Source organism: Paraburkholderia sp. 31.1 (genome assembly GCF_014397645.1).
In the GTDB taxonomy this organism is placed as follows: domain Bacteria; phylum Pseudomonadota; class Gammaproteobacteria; order Burkholderiales; family Burkholderiaceae; genus Paraburkholderia; species Paraburkholderia tuberum.
This window is the reverse complement of sequence record NZ_VZQN01000035.1, coordinates 57,574-72,924: the sequence shown is the minus strand read 5'-3', so window position 1 is coordinate 72,924 and position 15,351 is coordinate 57,574. Positions and strand designations below refer to the sequence as shown.

The window sequence follows — 15,351 nt, the reverse complement described above, 5'->3', positions numbered from 1 at the left end:
TCGTTATTGATATCTACCATGAAAGTGCTTCGAAGGACTTTTCAGACCTTCGGCCGCCGTCTAATCCCCCCGCGTCACAATGGTTGTCGCCTGGATAAAATTGGAATCTGGGGGCGATAAAGAGAGAACAAGTTGGCGCGTTACGGAAAGACATTCAAGGACAGAGCGGTGGCGCGGTTGCTGCTGCCGGAGAGCGCATCAGTGGAAGAGGTTGCGCGAGAGATCGGTGTGGGCGCGCAGACGCTGGAGCGCTGGCGCAGTGATGCGCTGTCCGTTTCGAGGCGGTGTTGAACACGGCGGCGATGGACGAGACGGCGCGCAATGCGTGGTGCCGCGAGCATGACGTGTATCCGCAGGTTCTGGCGCAGTAGCGGCAAGCGGCCACGCAGGCGCTGGCCGAGCCCGAAGAAGCCCGTGCGAGTCCACAGCAAAACGAAGCAGGACCAGCGTCGCATCAAGGAACTGGAACGCGAACTGCGGCGCAAGGAGAAAGCACTGGCCGAGGCAGCCGCATTGCTGGTTCTTTCAAAAAAACTCGGGGCGATCTTCAACACGGACAAGGGCGAGGACGAATGATCGGCCTCGAAGATCGCCAGCTCCTGGCCCGGGAAATCGATTCGGCTTAGGGCTACGAATCCTGTGTCATTGAGAACTCGATGCCTCTGCACGACTCGCAGACGGCTATTGCGGCACTGTGTCGATGGCTACCATGGCGAGAGCTTTGAATGCGAATGTCTAACTCATGACATTGGCGCCTTGCTGGCGGATTAGCATGCCACGCGCTGCATAGTGTCATTATCGTCACGGTGACGACTATGTCACTACGTGGATTCCCCGAAAGCGGCCGAGCGCGTCAGAGGTTGCTGCGCCGGCTGCTGACGAAGTGTTGCTGGCCACGGCATCCGGACGGCGGGCCGGCGTACAGGCGGCGCAAGCCTGCCTTGCCGCCATGCCCGGCGGACTTCGCAACGATGCGGCGTCAAGTGTTACCAGTCCCGGAACCAGCTCCGCGCACTTCCCGCCGCAGACCGCTGGTAGCGACGGTGGCCCGCCGGCCGTCCTTAGCCCTGGACAAGCCCGAGCGCCTTGCGAAATTTCGGAACAAGCATGTGCGCCGATTTCGCCATCCTGTTGACCCACGGCGTCGTCACCAAGCCAAGCACCGGCAGATGCGCGACGCCCTCGCGACTACCGAGAGTCACCACCATGGTCGGGACGTTGGTCTTCGGACGATAGACCTTCAGCGGTCCGGCTCCGCCCGACAGTACCGCACGGATATTAGATTCGGCGACGATGACTTGCCCGTGGATATGCCAAGCCATCTTGTTCTCCGCCAGATCGGTGATGTCGCCCAGTGCGAAGACGCGATCCTCGTCAGCCACGCGCAGGTGGCCGTCGACGCGGATGCGCCCCATTGAATCGAGCAGATGCCCGAACTGAGAGCGCATGAAGTCGGTGTTGGGCCGCCCGCCGATGCACGAGATCAGGAGGTCATACCGGATCGACCGTCCACGGTTCGTCAGCGCCTCCCCGGCGGGTGCGAGAGTCTCGTGTAACGGCGCAGCGCCATCGGCAAGGCGCTCATCAGTCACGATCGTCACCCCGCGCGCCGCGAGAACTCCTCGGGCATGCTCGGACAGTCGCAAAGACGTTCCGCCAAGGATTCGCGCACCTGCCTCGATGACCGTGACGCGCTTTTGCGGGAAGGCTTCGCTGATCTCGCCCGCCACTTCGATTCCGATGGGGCCGCCGCCGACGATAAGGATCCTGTCCGCGGCCAGCAACCTCGCATGAAAGCGACGATAGAACGCTTTGCGCTCGTCCATCGTCTCGCCCTCCGATCGCATCAGCGAACTGGAGAAACGACTGCCCGTCGCAAGCACGGAAACATCGGCGCGCACCAGGCTCCTCAGGCCGTCCGCGTCGGCAATCCTGCCCCCGTTCGCGGTCCATTCGACAAGCCGCGCTCGGACGCGCGTGACGTTTGGCAACGCGACGGCGAACGGGATCATCGCGGGCTCGGCAAATTCAGGATCGACGAGGCTTCGCGGCACCGACATCGGTACTTCGAAGTAGTCGAGCGGATCGATCAGCGTGACATTGAAGTCTTTGCTCAGGCGCCGCGCGAGCAATGCACCGCCGATTCCGCCGCCATAGATCGCAATGGTCTTGCATGAGCCTGCCATAGGAAATCCTTCTGAGAGTCAATTAGCCTTCAATGCAAACGCGCGCTCGATGGCGTCGCTCGATGGCGGCTGAACTAACCGTTGCAGGTGGGAAGACAAGGAGCTCACAGGATGGGAGCAGGCTTGCTTCCTCCGCAGCGCACTGTTCGACCGACATGGCGAACAGCACGCGCTCATATAATAACACATATGTCACAATGACAATACTGACACTCATATCTGTTCGACAATGCATCCGGAACGCTGCTACTCCAGTGCCGTCGCCTCCGGTTGGGCGCCTGGCGGTTGAAAAAAACACGCCTCGCGCTGGTCCGAGCCCGACGTATGAATGACGTCAACGGCACGTCATGCGGCCCGTGCCATCGTGGCGGGGTTGGCGTGGTTTTCGCGCGTGTCCGAGTGATCTTGTAGTCATCATGACAGGATCGTCGTTTGATCGAGTACGGACAGCGTACAATCGTGTGAATGAAAACTCATGACCATCGCCCACGCGTCGCAGCAGAGCGCCGAGAGCGCATGCGGGCGCGCTTGCTGAAGAGCGCACTTCGTCTCGTGGCGGAGAAAGGCCCCGCATCGACGTCGATCGATGATGTGATCTCTGCCGCGGAAGTCTCCCGGGGAACGTTCTACAAATACTTTGCCTCTCCGGAAGCGCTGATCCGGGAACTGGCCGGGACGGTCGCAAACGAGCTGATTGCTTTCGCCGAGCCGGTCGTCCTGCAATCCGAAGACCCGGCTGAACGAATCGCCTGCGGCATTCGTCTGGTGTCGCGACTCGCTCTGCACTACCCGGTCGTTGCCAGCTTCCTCGTGCGCGTGAGCTGGCCCGATGCGCAAGGACCGGGGCTTCTGCTCGATTTCGCGCGACGGGATCTGGCCAACGGCATACGAACAAGCCGCTTCAGGCCAATGCCGCTTGCGCTGGCGCTCAACGTTGTCGCCGGCGCCGTCCTCGGCGCAATGCATTCGATGTTGCAGCCGGGCTGCGATCCGGATTTCGCCGAACAAAGTGCAGCCGCAGCCCTTCGCGCGCTCGGCCTGCCGGGCAAAACTGCCGATCGGCTAGCGACACGAGCGCTCCCGACGCTCGCGAGTTTCCCAACCGGCCTGATGTCAGAGGTGCTCAACCAACCGGCCACTGCGGAGGAGAACACCGTCAGGAGGCGCGGCGTGACAGCCTGAAGCCACTGACGGGGTGTCAGCGCTGCCGCCCCGCGTTCATTGGGCTCGCGCCGATCGCGCGCTTTGGGCTCGGTCATCGTTCACGGGACCGCCAATACCGGCGGCGAGGACGCGCTTGTCAAGCGATTCTTCCACCTGGATCCCCAGTGAATTGAGCACAGACGCCAACATCTCGTAGTGGCCGATCAACATGCAGAGTTCAATCAGCTTCTTGTCGTCGTACTGCTCGGCAAGTTGCCTCCACGTCGCATCGGCAATGACCCGGTCATGATGGATTTCATCCGCCGCTCTGAGCACGGCCGCGTGGTGTACGCTCCATGCGGGCGAATCAGGGCCTTCGGCGACCCTCGCGATGTCGGTCGGGCTCAAGCCGGCGCCCAGCCCGATGCTGACATGCTGAAACCACTCGTATTTGCTTCGGCAGTTCCACGCAACCCGCAAGATGGCCAGTTCACAATCAATGCGGCTCAGCGTCCCGTAAGGCATCAGCGTCGAGGCGAACTTCCGCCAGGGACGGATGAGCCGCCGGTGCCGCATCAACGTCAAGAAGAGATTGGGTGCATTGACGCGTGCGCGTTTTCCCAAGATCCTCAACATCACGCGCGGAATCAACGGGAGTTGGTCCCGGCGCAGTGGGCTCAACCGAGGTGCGCGCAGGCTTCTCCACCCAAGGGGCGGCTCCAATGCTTTCTTTCCCGCAGAAGTCATGGCTAGAAATGCCTCCAAAAGGTCTTCGTTCATATCACCACAAACCTATATAGCTTCCTGTCGACCCGACTATTGGCCGCCCTCATTGTCCGCGCCTGCCGTCTTCCTGTTGCCCACCCGCACCGCCTCTGCGGCTGCCGCGATCGAGAAGGGAAACGGGAACCGCCCCACTACCGCACTGGCCCTCGCTTCAAGCGCAGCTTCCGGAAGTTCGATATGCAGGGAGATGCCGCTCGACTTGTTCTCGTCGACGCTCACGCGGGCGCCCGCAATGCCGGCTTCGACGAGCGCCGAGCGTAGCGCGTCGGCCGTTTCGCGCCGCTTCAGCTCCGGCTTGAATATCTTGCCGACGGCAGTGAGCGGCATCGCATCCACGATCCGGATCTGCTTGGGCAGTGCGGCCCGCTCGCTGATCTCGCGGCGCACGAACTCCGCCAGTTCCTGCTCGGTGGCGCTTGCGCCGGGCTTGAGCTGGACGTAAGCCACCGGCAACTCTCCGGCGTGCGCGTCGGGCCGCCCGATCGCCGCGGCGATCTGGACTGCGGGGTGGCGGTGAAGCGGTTCCTCGATCGTCGCGGGATCGATGTTGTGGCCGCCCCGAATGATCAAGTCCTTCTTGCGGCCGGTGAGCCGGAAATAGCCGTCGGCATCGCAGCACCCCAGGTCTCCCGTATTGAGCCAGCGCTTGCCATCGCCCAGATCCAGCCAGAGCCCCCTGTTCTGCTCGGGCTGCGCATAACCGGCAAAGACGTTCGGGCCGGAGATCACGAGAATCCCGGCTTCGTTCGCGACGCAGTCGCGGACATATTGGCCGGTGTCGTCGACGATGACGGCCTTCATCGCCTGCCCTGGAATACGCAGCCCGATCGACCCCAGCCGGCGGTCTCCGAGCGGCGGATTGACGCTGCTCACGCAAACCCCCTCGGTGAGCCCGTAGCCCTCGAGAATCCTGATGCCGGTGCGCTCCTGGAAGACACGGAACACCTCGACCGGCATCGGCGCCGCGCCGCACAGGCCGTATTCGAGCGAACCGATATCGCGACCGCCCACGGGAACGTCGAGCAACGACGCGTAGAGCGTCGGGACACCGCTGAAAAAGTTGATGCGGTGGTGTTCGACGATTTCCCAGAAGCGTTTGACGACGCCTTCCCCGCGATAACCCTGCGGTGTACCGAGCACCACGTGCGCGCCTCGCGAGAACGGCACGAGCCCCGTCGCCAGAACAGCATTGACATGGAAGAGCGGCAGCCCGCAGAACACCGTCTTGCCCGGGCCGATGCTCTCGCCGAACAATTGGCCGACGCTCCAGGCGTTGGCGACCTCATTGCCGTGGTGGCGCATGGCGATCTTCGGCAACCCTGTCGTGCCGCCGGTACAAAAGTACGAGGACGACTCGTGGGCGCTGAAGCGGCGCCGGCTGTCCAGGGCGGCCCCGGACTCCCGCGCGATCGCCTTGCCGAAATCGTGGATCCCGATGTGCAAAGGAACGGCGCGACGCACACCGCCGCGGCCATGCAGCCTCGCACACTCACGGCGTTGGAGGAGCCGGGCCGCGAGCCGCTTCGGCCCTCGCACGCGGTCTGCGAGATTGACGAGCACCAGATGCTGCAGAGACTTCACCTCGTCGAGAACCGCCTGCACTTTAGGCCAAAGGTCGGTCCCGGGGAACGGGGCCAGCGTGACGAGCACCTTGGCCCCCGATGCATTGAGCAGGTCGGCAATGGCAGCGCCCTCCAGCAGGGGATTGATGGCGCAGACGATGCCGGCCGCCTCCCCGCCCCAGATGACAAAATGGGTTTCCGGCAGATTCGGCAGCACATAGGCCACCACGGAGTCGCTGCGCACGCCCAGGCGCGCAAACAGATTCGCGGTTCGAGTGATGTCACGGAGGAGCTCCCGGTAGGTCCAGCACTCCGCCTTCCGGTGATCGTCGGCACGCAGAAAGAACGAGAGCGCGGGCGCGGACGGATCGACGGCCGCACCGCGGCAGATCATCTCGTAGGTGCTCGCGGGCAGATCCGCCGGCAGTCCTCGCGCTTCGATCGCAAGGACGTCCGCCTGGCTTGCGATCCCTTTCATGCTGCCTCTCCGACGATGCGATTGCGCTGCACGCCGAGATCGATCAGACCGTCGGGGCTGGCGATACGCGCTTCGACGAGGTCGCCGGCCTTCAGATACTGACTCCTGCCCGCTTGCACATTCATGAACATCCTCCACTTGACTGCTTCAGGCAGCAGTGCGGCAATCTTCTGTTTGCCCGGGGACGGAACACTGAGCGCACAGCCGGACGGCGTGCCCGTCGAGAGCAGGTCGCCGACATACAGGTCATGCACGCCCGACAGCTCGGTCAGCGTCTCGGCGGGACCATAGACGAGGTTGGCCGTCGAGTCTTTCTGGCGCACGGCGCCGTTGACGGTCAGCGTCAGATCGAGTCGTCGCAGCCTCGGGATGTCGCGCGGCTCGAGCAGACACAAGTAAGGGCCGACCGGGCCGAAGGTGCGGTAGCTCTTGCCTTTATAGAACTGCATCTGCGGGATCTGGATGTCGCGGGCCGAGTAGTCGTTCACGATCACCACGCCGGCGATGTACTCGTGCAGATTCGCATCGGTGATCGACTGAAGGGACGTGATGTCGCGCTTCATCACCAGACCCAGTTCGATCTCGTAGTCGAGAAAGCGCACCTCCTGGGGCCGCACGACGGGCGAGTCGGCCGGGACGACACAGCTCGTCGCCTTCGTGAAGATCATGTTGAACGTCTTCGCATCCGGGTCCATGCCCGATTCGATCATGTGCTGGCGGTAGTTCGCGCCTTGACAGACGAACTGCTGATTACGCGTGACGGGCGAGAGCCACTCCACTTCGGACTCGGGAATCGCCGGCCCGGTCAACGCGGACAGCGTCTCGATAGGGTTCACGCGGATGAAGTCGGCCGTCGTCTCGAACTCGCCCGGAATCGGCGTGACGATGCCCTTGCGGACGACGCCCCACTGGGCACGGCCTTGATGCTTGTAATGCAGAACGTGCAGTGACATAAATACGCCTCGAATGGCTTTGCAAAATGACTCGCGTCAGGCGAACAGCTTGGCGAGCGTTTTCAGCTTCTCCACCGTCACGTCGGGACTGTGCCGGAGGTTGCGGATGAGCGCTGCCACACTGGCCGGCGTGAACCTGGGTTTGGTGAAGCTGCGCGGCATGGTCGGCCCCCACTGCGACATCGCTTCGCGGCTGACGGCATGCACCCCCAACGGTGCGTCTTCGGTGAACAGGTCGCCGTCGCAGTAGTGCTCGTGCTTGTCGCCCCACGGGTCCTGCCAATAGTCGAACACCTGGCTGCCGAGGATGTGTCGCCCGATACCCCAGGCGTGCGTCCAGCCTTGCTCGCGCAGCACGCGTTGTCCCATCCCGACCGCATCGGCGTCCACCACCTCGTATGCGCTATGGCTGTAGAGCGGTGCGAAGCCTTGGGCCAACGCGACCGAGTGGTGGTCCGCGGGCGTGGTGCCGAGATCGAGCCGCATGAAGGTGACCGCGGGCGAGCCGTCAGGAAGCACTTGCACGTCGCTTGGGATGAACCCGAAGTGCTGCGTGTACCACGCGCAGGTCTGCTGAAAGTCGGCCAGTTCGAGCACGACGTGCCCGAGGCGGATGACGTCCGGCGCCCCCACCGGCGGGCGCTGCGTCCCGTTGATGCGCACTGCGGCGTCCACGGAGTTCAACGGCAGCGGCGGCCGATGAGGTAGCGCTGACGCCGGCGCCTGGCCGAATATTGCGTCGACGCGGAAACCCGACGGGTCGACCAGGCCCACACGGTAGCCGCCGCCTGGCCACTTCGACGACTCCACGTCCGATGATGCACCGGGCACGCGCGAAAGCGCCTCAAGATCGGCCCTGCTGTTCACGCGCAAGCCGAAGCCGACGAAACGGGCCTTCGCCGCCTTGCGAGCCACGTAGCAGAAAGGCGCGGCTCCGGTGCCCCGCAGGAACATCCGCTCGCTGTCGCGCGACACGGTACGAAGCCCGAAGTCGTTCAAAAACCGCTCGGCTTTTGCGAGGTCGGGGCGATCAAAAATCAGGTACGCCAGCGCCGACGCTTTCGTCGTCGGGCGCGGATGGCGAGCCGGTTGTACAGTGGTCAGGTTCATGGGGGAAGCCTCAGGCGGAGGGTACGGTAAGTGCGACAGAGGGCGCAGGCGCGCCGACGGGGGCGCTGATCGGCGCGCCAAGCAAGGCCAGGCTCTCGCGCACCAGCCGGCTCGCTTCGGTCGCCGGTCCGTCGTGGAGGATCGTCCGGTCAGGGCGGATCACGGCGGCCCAGCCGACCGATACGACGCGAGGAAGGAAGACGCCGTCCAGGTCCTCCCAGCTGCCGCCTGGCGCAAGATGCAGCCGCTGCCCGCGATGCGCGATCTGAACGACAGTGCCGCCGGCAGCGGCAAACGCGGTGGCCGTCTCGTTATCGAGCGCAGCGCCCGCGTCGCTGCCGAACCCGATCAGCGTGAGGCCCTTGCCGAGTACGTTGTCGCTCAGGCAGGTTGTGCCGTCGCAACCGCGCACCCAGCCCTGAGCAATGACGGCGCCGCGCACCAGCCTGGTCCGTGTCCGGCCCTTGACGAAGAGCCCGCGCGAATAGGCGTTCTTCGGCTTGAGGCCCAGTTCTTCGAAATGCGCGCGCAGCTGTGGCACGAGCCGCACCATACGCATCAAGCCGTGTGTGAACAGCGCGAGACCGCCATTGCGCGGCATCACCAATTTCCCCATCAACTTCGCGAAGTTGATCATCGCCTTCACATGGGGACGCCGTTCCTGATCGTAGGTCTCGAGAATCTGCGCAGCGGCGCGCCCGCGAATGACCCAGGCGAGCTTCCAGGACAGATTGGCTGCATCGCGCAGCCCGGCGACCAGTCCCTGTCCGACGAATGGCGGCGTGATGTGCGCGGCATCGCCCGCCAGGAAAACGCGTCCCTGGCTGAACGCGTTCACCGTCCTGGCGTGAAAGCGGTAAACAGCCTTGCGCTCGATGACCATGTCGTCAACGTTGCCCCACGGAGCGAGCAGCTCGCGAATGCGCGCCTCGGACTCCATGTCCTCGCGCGTCTCCCCGGGCCGCAGCATGAATTCCCAGCGCTCACGCCCGTCGGGTGCGGGCATATGCGGAGTCGGCCGCCGGTGATCGCAATTGAACTCGACATGGTCGATCGGGCGTGGGACGTTGCGGGCATCGACGATCAGCCAGTCCTCGACGAAGGTCTTGCCTTTGAACTCCTGCCCGATCAGTTGGCGCACGAGCGAGCTGGCACCATCTGCGCCGACCAGGTAGCCGGCCTGGACCGAATGCGTACGCCCCTGACCCAGGTCCAGCGACGCGACGACAAACTCTTGCCCTGCCTGGAATCCGCTGAGCGAAACCCCGAGGGCGGTCTGCACGTGGGCACACCCCGCCAGCCGGCTGCGCAGGCACCGCTCGAGGTCCGGCTGATAGAACGTCACGAGCTTCGGGTGACCGTCCAGGCTACCCAGCGTGTTGGCCTTGCCGAACTCGCCCAGCGCCGGCGAGCGCATCCGCACATAGGGTATGGCCAGCGTCTCGAAATCGCCTTCGGCCACGCCCGCCAGTTGCAAGATACGCAGTGCCTCGTTGTCCAGCGCGATGGCCCGCGGCGCCATGAAGATGTCGGTTGCCTTATCGATGACCAGGACCTGCACGCCATGACTCGCGAGCAAATTGGCTAACGCGGCGCCTACTGGCCCAAAGCCGACGACCAGCACGTCGACGACCGACGGCAGCGCTCCGACTGTCCGCCGCAACGAATCAACGCACCCACCGGGCCGAGCGCTCATCTGCGCAATTGTTTCCACCAGGAACTCCGCTTATCCGTTTCGCCGGTTCCGACCGGCTCTTTGTGACATTAATCACCCTGACGGGGCACTCGGTTGCGGGTGTCAACCTACGTTCCACAGCAGCTGGGGACCAGGCAGCATTTGCGCACGATCCTCGCCGATCTCCAGGGCAATCAATTCGTTGCACAACATGGCCATTTTCCAAAGCAGCGCCTCGTTTCCCGGCCGGGCGGCCAGATTGGTCTGCTCCAGCGGGTCGGCCAAGGTGTCGTACAGCTCCAGATCGTTGAATCGCACGAGTTCGGCAAACGACCCCGGCGTATTGTGTTCAGTAGGCCGAAAGTAGCGGGCAAACTTGTACCGCCCGTCGAACACACCCCGCATTCCGCTCCTCGTTTTCATGCTTTCCAGCAGCAGACCCTTGGTCATGAAAAGTGTCCTCGACAGGGCGCCGTGCGCCGAGGTCACCTCCTGGATCGCCTGGGGGGGCACGCCGTAGATGCGGCTGTCCCACTGATACAGAACGCCTTTGCGGCCACTGCCCGTCGTTCCGCGGTCGCTGGCATGGATTGCCTCCGACAAGTCCACTCCCTGCAGTTGCGGATACGCCGCACGTCGCTCGACCTCATTGATCCCGGCGAATGAAAGGAGGGTTGGCGCGATGTCGATGTGACTGGCAAGGGCAGCGGTGTCCCCGCCAGCGGGCATATCGGGATGCCAGACTGCAAACGGCAGGCAGCAGTTCTCGCGATAGATGACGTTGCCTTTGCCTCGCAGCGCGTGCGCCCCACTTAGCTCTCCGTGATCGCTCACAAAGACGACCACTGTGTCGTTCCACCCTCCGGAGGCATCCAGCGCGTCATAAACGATGCCGATGTTGCGATCCACGTCTCGCAGGCAATTGAAGTAGTAATTCTGGTAGTTCCGCCAGGCGTCGCGATCATCGAGCGGAATGCGTCCGAGCCCCATGTCATAGTCCAACTCGAAGAGCTTGTGCGCAGACACCCGCCCACTGTCGGCATCCTTGCCGAAATTGGCTGGCAGGTCGAAGCCGAGGTTCTGCCGAAAGAGCGGATCGTCGGGCGCGGGCTTGAGCGACACGCCGCCGATCGGCAACTGGACATAGGTCTCGAACTGGCGCTGCGTCGCCAGGAAATACATGATGTCGTGCGGGTTGACGAAGTTGACGGCCGCAAACCACGGTTGGCGGGCGTTTCGTCGGCTGCCGATGAACTGCGCGGCCTTCTCCGCGATGCCGCGATCGGCATCGAACCCGGCGAGGGCGCCGTCGAATTCTCGATCCTGGTCGCTGATGGCGAAACCATAGCTGGCCAATAGGGCCCGCATCCGATCGGTTCCGACCGGCTGGGACGGTAGGTGGCTCAGATGCCACTTCCCGAAATAGGCGGTTTCGTAACCGGCATCCTGCAACATGGTGCCCAGCGTGGGAACCGACTTATAGAGGTCGTGCGCAAACGGAACGGGCACGTTCTCGTAGACACCGTTGTATTGATAGTGGAGTCCCGTGTAAATGTTCCCGCGCGCCATCGAGCACAAGCCGGTTACTCCATTCATGCCTGAGAAATTCGTCGCGCGTTCGTACAGCCGATCTCGATGAGGTAGACGAAGGCCTTCGGGAAGCAATGAACCGTGTCTCTCCTGGTCGGTGACAACCAGCAAGATGTTCGGTTGCCGGGCGCGGCGCGCACCAAAGTGTGCGCGCGGACGCTTAGCGTTGCCTAAAGCACGGGCAGCTATCATTCCGCCGGCAACCGCAATGCCGGCGCCTATCAATAGTTGTCTTCGATGCAGATTCATGACGTCCTCGGTGCTACTGGAAAGATACTCGAAAGCTCTTGCCGGAAATTGCGGACGGCGCGGCGTCTGCGCGCAGGATCGAGCCCGTGTTGACATTCACGGCCGGTCGAGCGTATTGAGCGCAGCATCGTGTCCCCATATAAAATGACGATATTGCCATCATGACACAAATGTCGTTATGCATGCTACACGACGAACGATGGACATCTCGTTCGACCGCGAGCACGCTGACGTGTAGCCGGGCTTCTCGCCGAGTCCTCGTCGGTACGGGTCCGCAGAAAGCCGCATGGGCACGTCACGTTAGTCCCGCTTGAGATCCCTATCGATACCCGCTGTCAAAAGACCTTGATCAGCCGTATTTGACTGAAGCTGCCTGCCCTTGCATTACGTGAACTGACCGTCGCCATGTACTGAAGCGTCAGCGCAGCATTCAGGACTGGCACCTTGGTGGTAAAGAACCCCCCGGCATTCAGCGTTCGGTAACGACTCGAACCCCAAGGGTTGTTGGAGTCGTCCTGAACCTGCTGAACGAGGACGGTATGTAGTCCGAATACGCCGATGGAAGTCTTGTATGCAGCCGCCCCTTCCAGGCCCACCCAATTGCCGCTGCGCACGTTGTCGTCCCGGTTCCTGGTGTTGAAACCCATGCTCAGCTTTACTGCGAGCGCAGTCTCCGGGGTCGGTAGGTAAGCCACCTGGACAGCCGGCCGCACCGTATAGAAATTGCCGAAGCCGATGTCTGGGGCTGATGGGTTTGACGCGTCATACTGGCCCGTCGGCAGCACAAGTGAAGCGCCTGCCAGAACACGAAGCTGTCCGGCGGTATAGAGCCAGCCAGCCTGCAATTCAAGGTCGCCGATACCCGACACGTCGCCGGATCCAGCTGCTGCCTGGCTAGCAAGGCTCCCTTGATATGATGCGCCGAACTGGGCCGCCACAGCACCTTGCGCTGCGGCAGGAACCGCCGGATTCCAATGCAGAGCGGGCGTTGAAGCGTTGACTTGAGTCGTCTTTGTCTGGGTGCCGTACGGCAGGAGACCACCGAAAACCAGGTGACCGCCGCCGTAGGTGCCGCTAGTGATATAGCCCAAGGCGAGGGCGAAGGTCTTGAACGTGCCTGTGGAGTCGATCTGGGCAGTGCTGGCGTCATAGGAGGGATACAGCGCCGCAGGCTTCGGCGCGGGCAGCGGCACGGTTCCGCCCGGAATGGAGGCTGTGAGCGTATTACCGTCGTTACCGGTCACTTTCTTAATGTCCATGTAGGTCGCCGCAATACCGACGGCAAGCCCTGTGGAATCGGGAGGCGCGAACATTTCACCACCAATGGCGCCGGCAATGTTGTACCTCACCTCGAAATCCTCCCCTGCATGCGCAACAATAGAGGTAAGGCTGCTTACCGCCGCCAAGCCAAGATAAATGGAACGATGCAACATCTGTGTCTCCTCCTCTTTGTTGTAGAACTACGGCAACCGGTGCCCCACCGGAGCCATCCATCGGCTCCGGAAGACATGTGTTTCTCCTAGTTGAAAGAAGCGTGGCGGGCGCGTTAGCTGGGCAACGGACTGCTCTGGACCAGCGTTTTTACACGCCGGTGCGGGATGAAAGCTCTGGAACCACAGGGATGAATGCTCCGTCAACCGCTTTTTAGTGGTACGTGGCTGACCTCGATGTTGCGCATGGCGTTCTCGCCCGCACGGAATAGGAATCGTTGCGTTCCGGACGCCGCCAGGGTACAGCCCTGAGCGCACACCGACGTGATCTGCGGCGACCCGGTGCCGCAAACGATTACGCAATTCGTCGACTTGTCCTGAATCACCGAATAGTCGGTCCGATCGCGTACCTGCGACTCAATGAACGGATCTCGCAATCGGCCACATGAACTGAGCAGCAACAGCAGCCCGGGCAAGGTTGCATATCTGGTTAGCCGCATCGTGTTCTCCATGATTTCTCCAGCAGCGGTGGGCGATGCCGCGCACGGTGGCTTGTCGGGGCTTCGCTCGGCGCAAGCCTGAGCGCGCCGATAGGGCTATGTCTGCCGTCGGCCAGCATTGGTGTTGCATGCGGCATGCGGCATGCGCATCACCCATTACACGACGCAATGGCCGTTATGTGGTTTTCATGGTGACATCATCGTCATCATGACGATACTGTCGTTTATACCTAGGCGGCAGGGGCAACACGTGGTTTGGGAGAATCGGACTGTTCGTGCATGCATGGACCCGATGCCTTTTGGAGGCTTCTTTTTCTGGATATCGAAGCGGTCTGCATCGCCCGCAGCCGCGATGAGATCCGTGCACCCTGTCCTTGGCAAAATCGCGGCTTGCCGGAAGCGGCAGCCGGCACAAAAAACAGGCTTGGGCTAATCGTCCGGATCGTGCGAAGTCTGGCGGCCGGCGCATGCGGAGGCGCTTGCAACAAGCCGAAGTCTCAACACCATTTAAATCGGCGCGGAGCGTCATTTCGCAGACCTATGTATCAAAATTTGTCTGCGATCTCTGGTTCGGATCCGAAGCAGTTCAAAGCTGGGGGGCGCAGACACTGCGCCCTTTTGCTGGACCGGCTTCCGCAATGCCAAAACCAATGCCAATTTCTTTGGATAGCTCCTGAAATACCTTGTGAGGAACAGCGCCTGTTGCGATATGCATGGCAGCTGCGGCGGCGATCCAGGATTGGGTTTCCACCGCTCCAATTCCTGCCTTGGCCATCACCTGCTCGGGATCCCAGTCGTCGAACTGGTTCAATCGACCCGAGCAGTACGCTTCCATGAACGCCTTGTCCCAGCCGTCGTTGAGCCCGGCCAGTTTTGCAGGCATGAGTACGCTAGCGAGGATTTTTGCAACGGTTCGGTGGGCTTTGATCTCGTAGTCGATCCAGGCTTGTTGCGTCACCTGCGATTGCGCCTTGCCTTGCAGGATGTAGGGTCTCCATCGGTCCTTGACCGAGTCGATCGGAGGAAACAGCCTGCTCGGGTCGTGGGCCAGCCCGCCGGTACCGATAAAGAGCACGCGAGCCTGACGCAGCGAGCGCGCAAAGTTGCCGACCGCCTCCCCCAATGCCCGGGCGCGCGCATAGGGGCTGAATGGCGGTTGGAGGCAGCTCACGAAGATCGGCAGGACAGGATAGGCGGCCAGCCCGCCGGTCAGGTACTTCAGTGCCTGCGAGAAACCGTGGTCAACCTCCATGGCGTATGAAACGGCCGTGTCCACACCTTGGCCACGTATCGACTTTACCGCCTGCACCGCCAGATCCCTGGGGACATTGAGATGGCCCGGCGTCCCGCCCACATCAGCAAGCGCCGTCGCTTGCACCGCGACACAGAACGACGGCATGCAATTCATTTGCTGCCCCCCATAGTGATCGACGCCAAAGAGGATCACCAGATCAGGTGCGAACGAAGCGATGCGCGCGCGCTGACCCTCGAGTGCCTCGAGAACGTTGCGCACTGAACGACTCTGCTTTGCAGGGAAGTCCAGGATGGGAGAGTGCGACGCGCACACCATCATGAAATCCATTTACTCACTCCAGGGCAGCTCGCGCCGCCATCTAAGCCCTTTTGCCGGGCGGCCCGAGAACAAAAATTTGCTTCTTACTTGATCGATCAACCAAGGCACGGTATCAT

Annotated in this window: 11 protein-coding genes and 1 pseudogene; 2 read left to right on the top strand and 10 right to left on the bottom strand. The window is 62.3% G+C overall.

From position 1 onward, the window contains the following. Positions 1–132: 132 nt before the first annotated feature. Positions 133–623 (top strand): annotated as a pseudogene (locus F6X37_RS25270) (transposase); the annotation flags it as partial. A 438-nt stretch (positions 624–1,061) separates the two neighbouring features. Here F6X37_RS25270 and F6X37_RS25265 read toward each other — a convergent pair. Then, positions 1,062–2,186 (bottom strand): NAD(P)/FAD-dependent oxidoreductase, encoded by a 1,125-nt coding sequence (locus F6X37_RS25265; RefSeq protein ID WP_187613185.1) that lies wholly within the window; start codon positions 2,184–2,186, stop codon positions 1,062–1,064. A gap of 465 nt (positions 2,187–2,651) precedes the next feature. Between F6X37_RS25265 and F6X37_RS25260 the strand changes: the two genes are divergently transcribed. Continuing rightward, a complete protein-coding gene (locus F6X37_RS25260; RefSeq protein ID WP_187613184.1) occupies positions 2,652–3,368 on the top strand; it encodes a TetR/AcrR family transcriptional regulator in 717 nt (238 codons plus the stop codon). Between the two features lie 36 nt (positions 3,369–3,404). On the opposite strand, the gene F6X37_RS25255 is transcribed toward F6X37_RS25260, so the two are convergent. From F6X37_RS25255 to F6X37_RS25215, 9 genes are all read right to left on the bottom strand, one after another. Continuing rightward, positions 3,405–4,109, bottom strand: a complete 705-nt coding sequence (locus tag F6X37_RS25255; RefSeq protein WP_187613183.1) for a carboxymuconolactone decarboxylase family protein — start codon at positions 4,107–4,109, stop codon at positions 3,405–3,407. A 36-nt stretch (positions 4,110–4,145) separates the two neighbouring features. Next, a complete protein-coding gene (locus tag F6X37_RS25250) occupies positions 4,146–6,155 on the bottom strand; it encodes an acyl-CoA synthetase (protein WP_187613182.1) in 2,010 nt (669 codons plus the stop codon). Next, positions 6,152–7,108: a fumarylacetoacetate hydrolase family protein gene (locus F6X37_RS25245; RefSeq protein WP_187613181.1), complete on the bottom strand. Its 957-nt coding sequence runs from the start codon at positions 7,106–7,108 to the stop codon at positions 6,152–6,154. The genes F6X37_RS25250 and F6X37_RS25245 overlap by 4 nt, the downstream gene beginning before the upstream one ends. 36 nt (positions 7,109–7,144) lie before the next feature. Continuing rightward, a complete protein-coding gene (locus tag F6X37_RS25240; RefSeq protein ID WP_187613180.1) occupies positions 7,145–8,218 on the bottom strand; it encodes a VOC family protein in 1,074 nt (357 codons plus the stop codon). Between the two features lie 10 nt (positions 8,219–8,228). Then, entirely contained in the window at positions 8,229–9,914 is a 1,686-nt protein-coding gene (locus tag F6X37_RS25235) for a bifunctional 3-(3-hydroxy-phenyl)propionate/3-hydroxycinnamic acid hydroxylase (protein ID WP_187613202.1), read from the bottom strand. A 102-nt stretch (positions 9,915–10,016) separates the two neighbouring features. Next, positions 10,017–11,732, bottom strand: a complete 1,716-nt coding sequence (locus tag F6X37_RS25230) for a sulfatase-like hydrolase/transferase (RefSeq protein ID WP_187613179.1) — start codon at positions 11,730–11,732, stop codon at positions 10,017–10,019. 335 nt (positions 11,733–12,067) lie between these two features. Beyond that, positions 12,068–13,165, bottom strand: a complete 1,098-nt coding sequence (locus F6X37_RS25225; protein WP_187613178.1) for a transporter — start codon at positions 13,163–13,165, stop codon at positions 12,068–12,070. A 200-nt stretch (positions 13,166–13,365) separates the two neighbouring features. Next, the gene (locus tag F6X37_RS25220) at positions 13,366–13,674 is read right to left on the bottom strand and encodes a hypothetical protein (RefSeq protein WP_184063235.1); all 309 of its coding nucleotides are present in this window, start codon (positions 13,672–13,674) and stop codon (positions 13,366–13,368) included. A gap of 574 nt (positions 13,675–14,248) precedes the next feature. Further along, a complete protein-coding gene (locus F6X37_RS25215) occupies positions 14,249–15,244 on the bottom strand; it encodes a hypothetical protein (protein ID WP_187613177.1) in 996 nt (331 codons plus the stop codon). Positions 15,245–15,351 lie beyond the last annotated feature (107 nt).

Bases quoted from the DNA above. Each gene is read 5' to 3' on its own strand.
- F6X37_RS25265 (WP_187613185.1), bottom strand. From the start codon at position 2,186: ATGGCAGGCTCATGCAAGACCATTGCGATCTATGGCGGCGGAATCGGC.
- F6X37_RS25225 (WP_187613178.1), bottom strand. From the start codon at position 13,165: ATGTTGCATCGTTCCATTTATCTTGGCTTGGCGGCGGTAAGCAGCCTT.
- F6X37_RS25220 (WP_184063235.1), bottom strand. From the start codon at position 13,674: ATGGAGAACACGATGCGGCTAACCAGATATGCAACCTTGCCCGGGCTG.
- F6X37_RS25260 (WP_187613184.1), top strand. From the start codon at position 2,652: ATGAAAACTCATGACCATCGCCCACGCGTCGCAGCAGAGCGCCGAGAG.
- F6X37_RS25235 (WP_187613202.1), bottom strand. From the start codon at position 9,914: ATGAGCGCTCGGCCCGGTGGGTGCGTTGATTCGTTGCGGCGGACAGTC.
- F6X37_RS25255 (WP_187613183.1), bottom strand. From the start codon at position 4,109: ATGAACGAAGACCTTTTGGAGGCATTTCTAGCCATGACTTCTGCGGGA.
- F6X37_RS25240 (WP_187613180.1), bottom strand. From the start codon at position 8,218: ATGAACCTGACCACTGTACAACCGGCTCGCCATCCGCGCCCGACGACG.
- F6X37_RS25230 (WP_187613179.1), bottom strand. From the start codon at position 11,732: ATGAATCTGCATCGAAGACAACTATTGATAGGCGCCGGCATTGCGGTT.
- F6X37_RS25245 (WP_187613181.1), bottom strand. From the start codon at position 7,108: ATGTCACTGCACGTTCTGCATTACAAGCATCAAGGCCGTGCCCAGTGG.
- F6X37_RS25215 (WP_187613177.1), bottom strand. From the start codon at position 15,244: ATGGATTTCATGATGGTGTGCGCGTCGCACTCTCCCATCCTGGACTTC.
- F6X37_RS25250 (WP_187613182.1), bottom strand. From the start codon at position 6,155: ATGAAAGGGATCGCAAGCCAGGCGGACGTCCTTGCGATCGAAGCGCGA.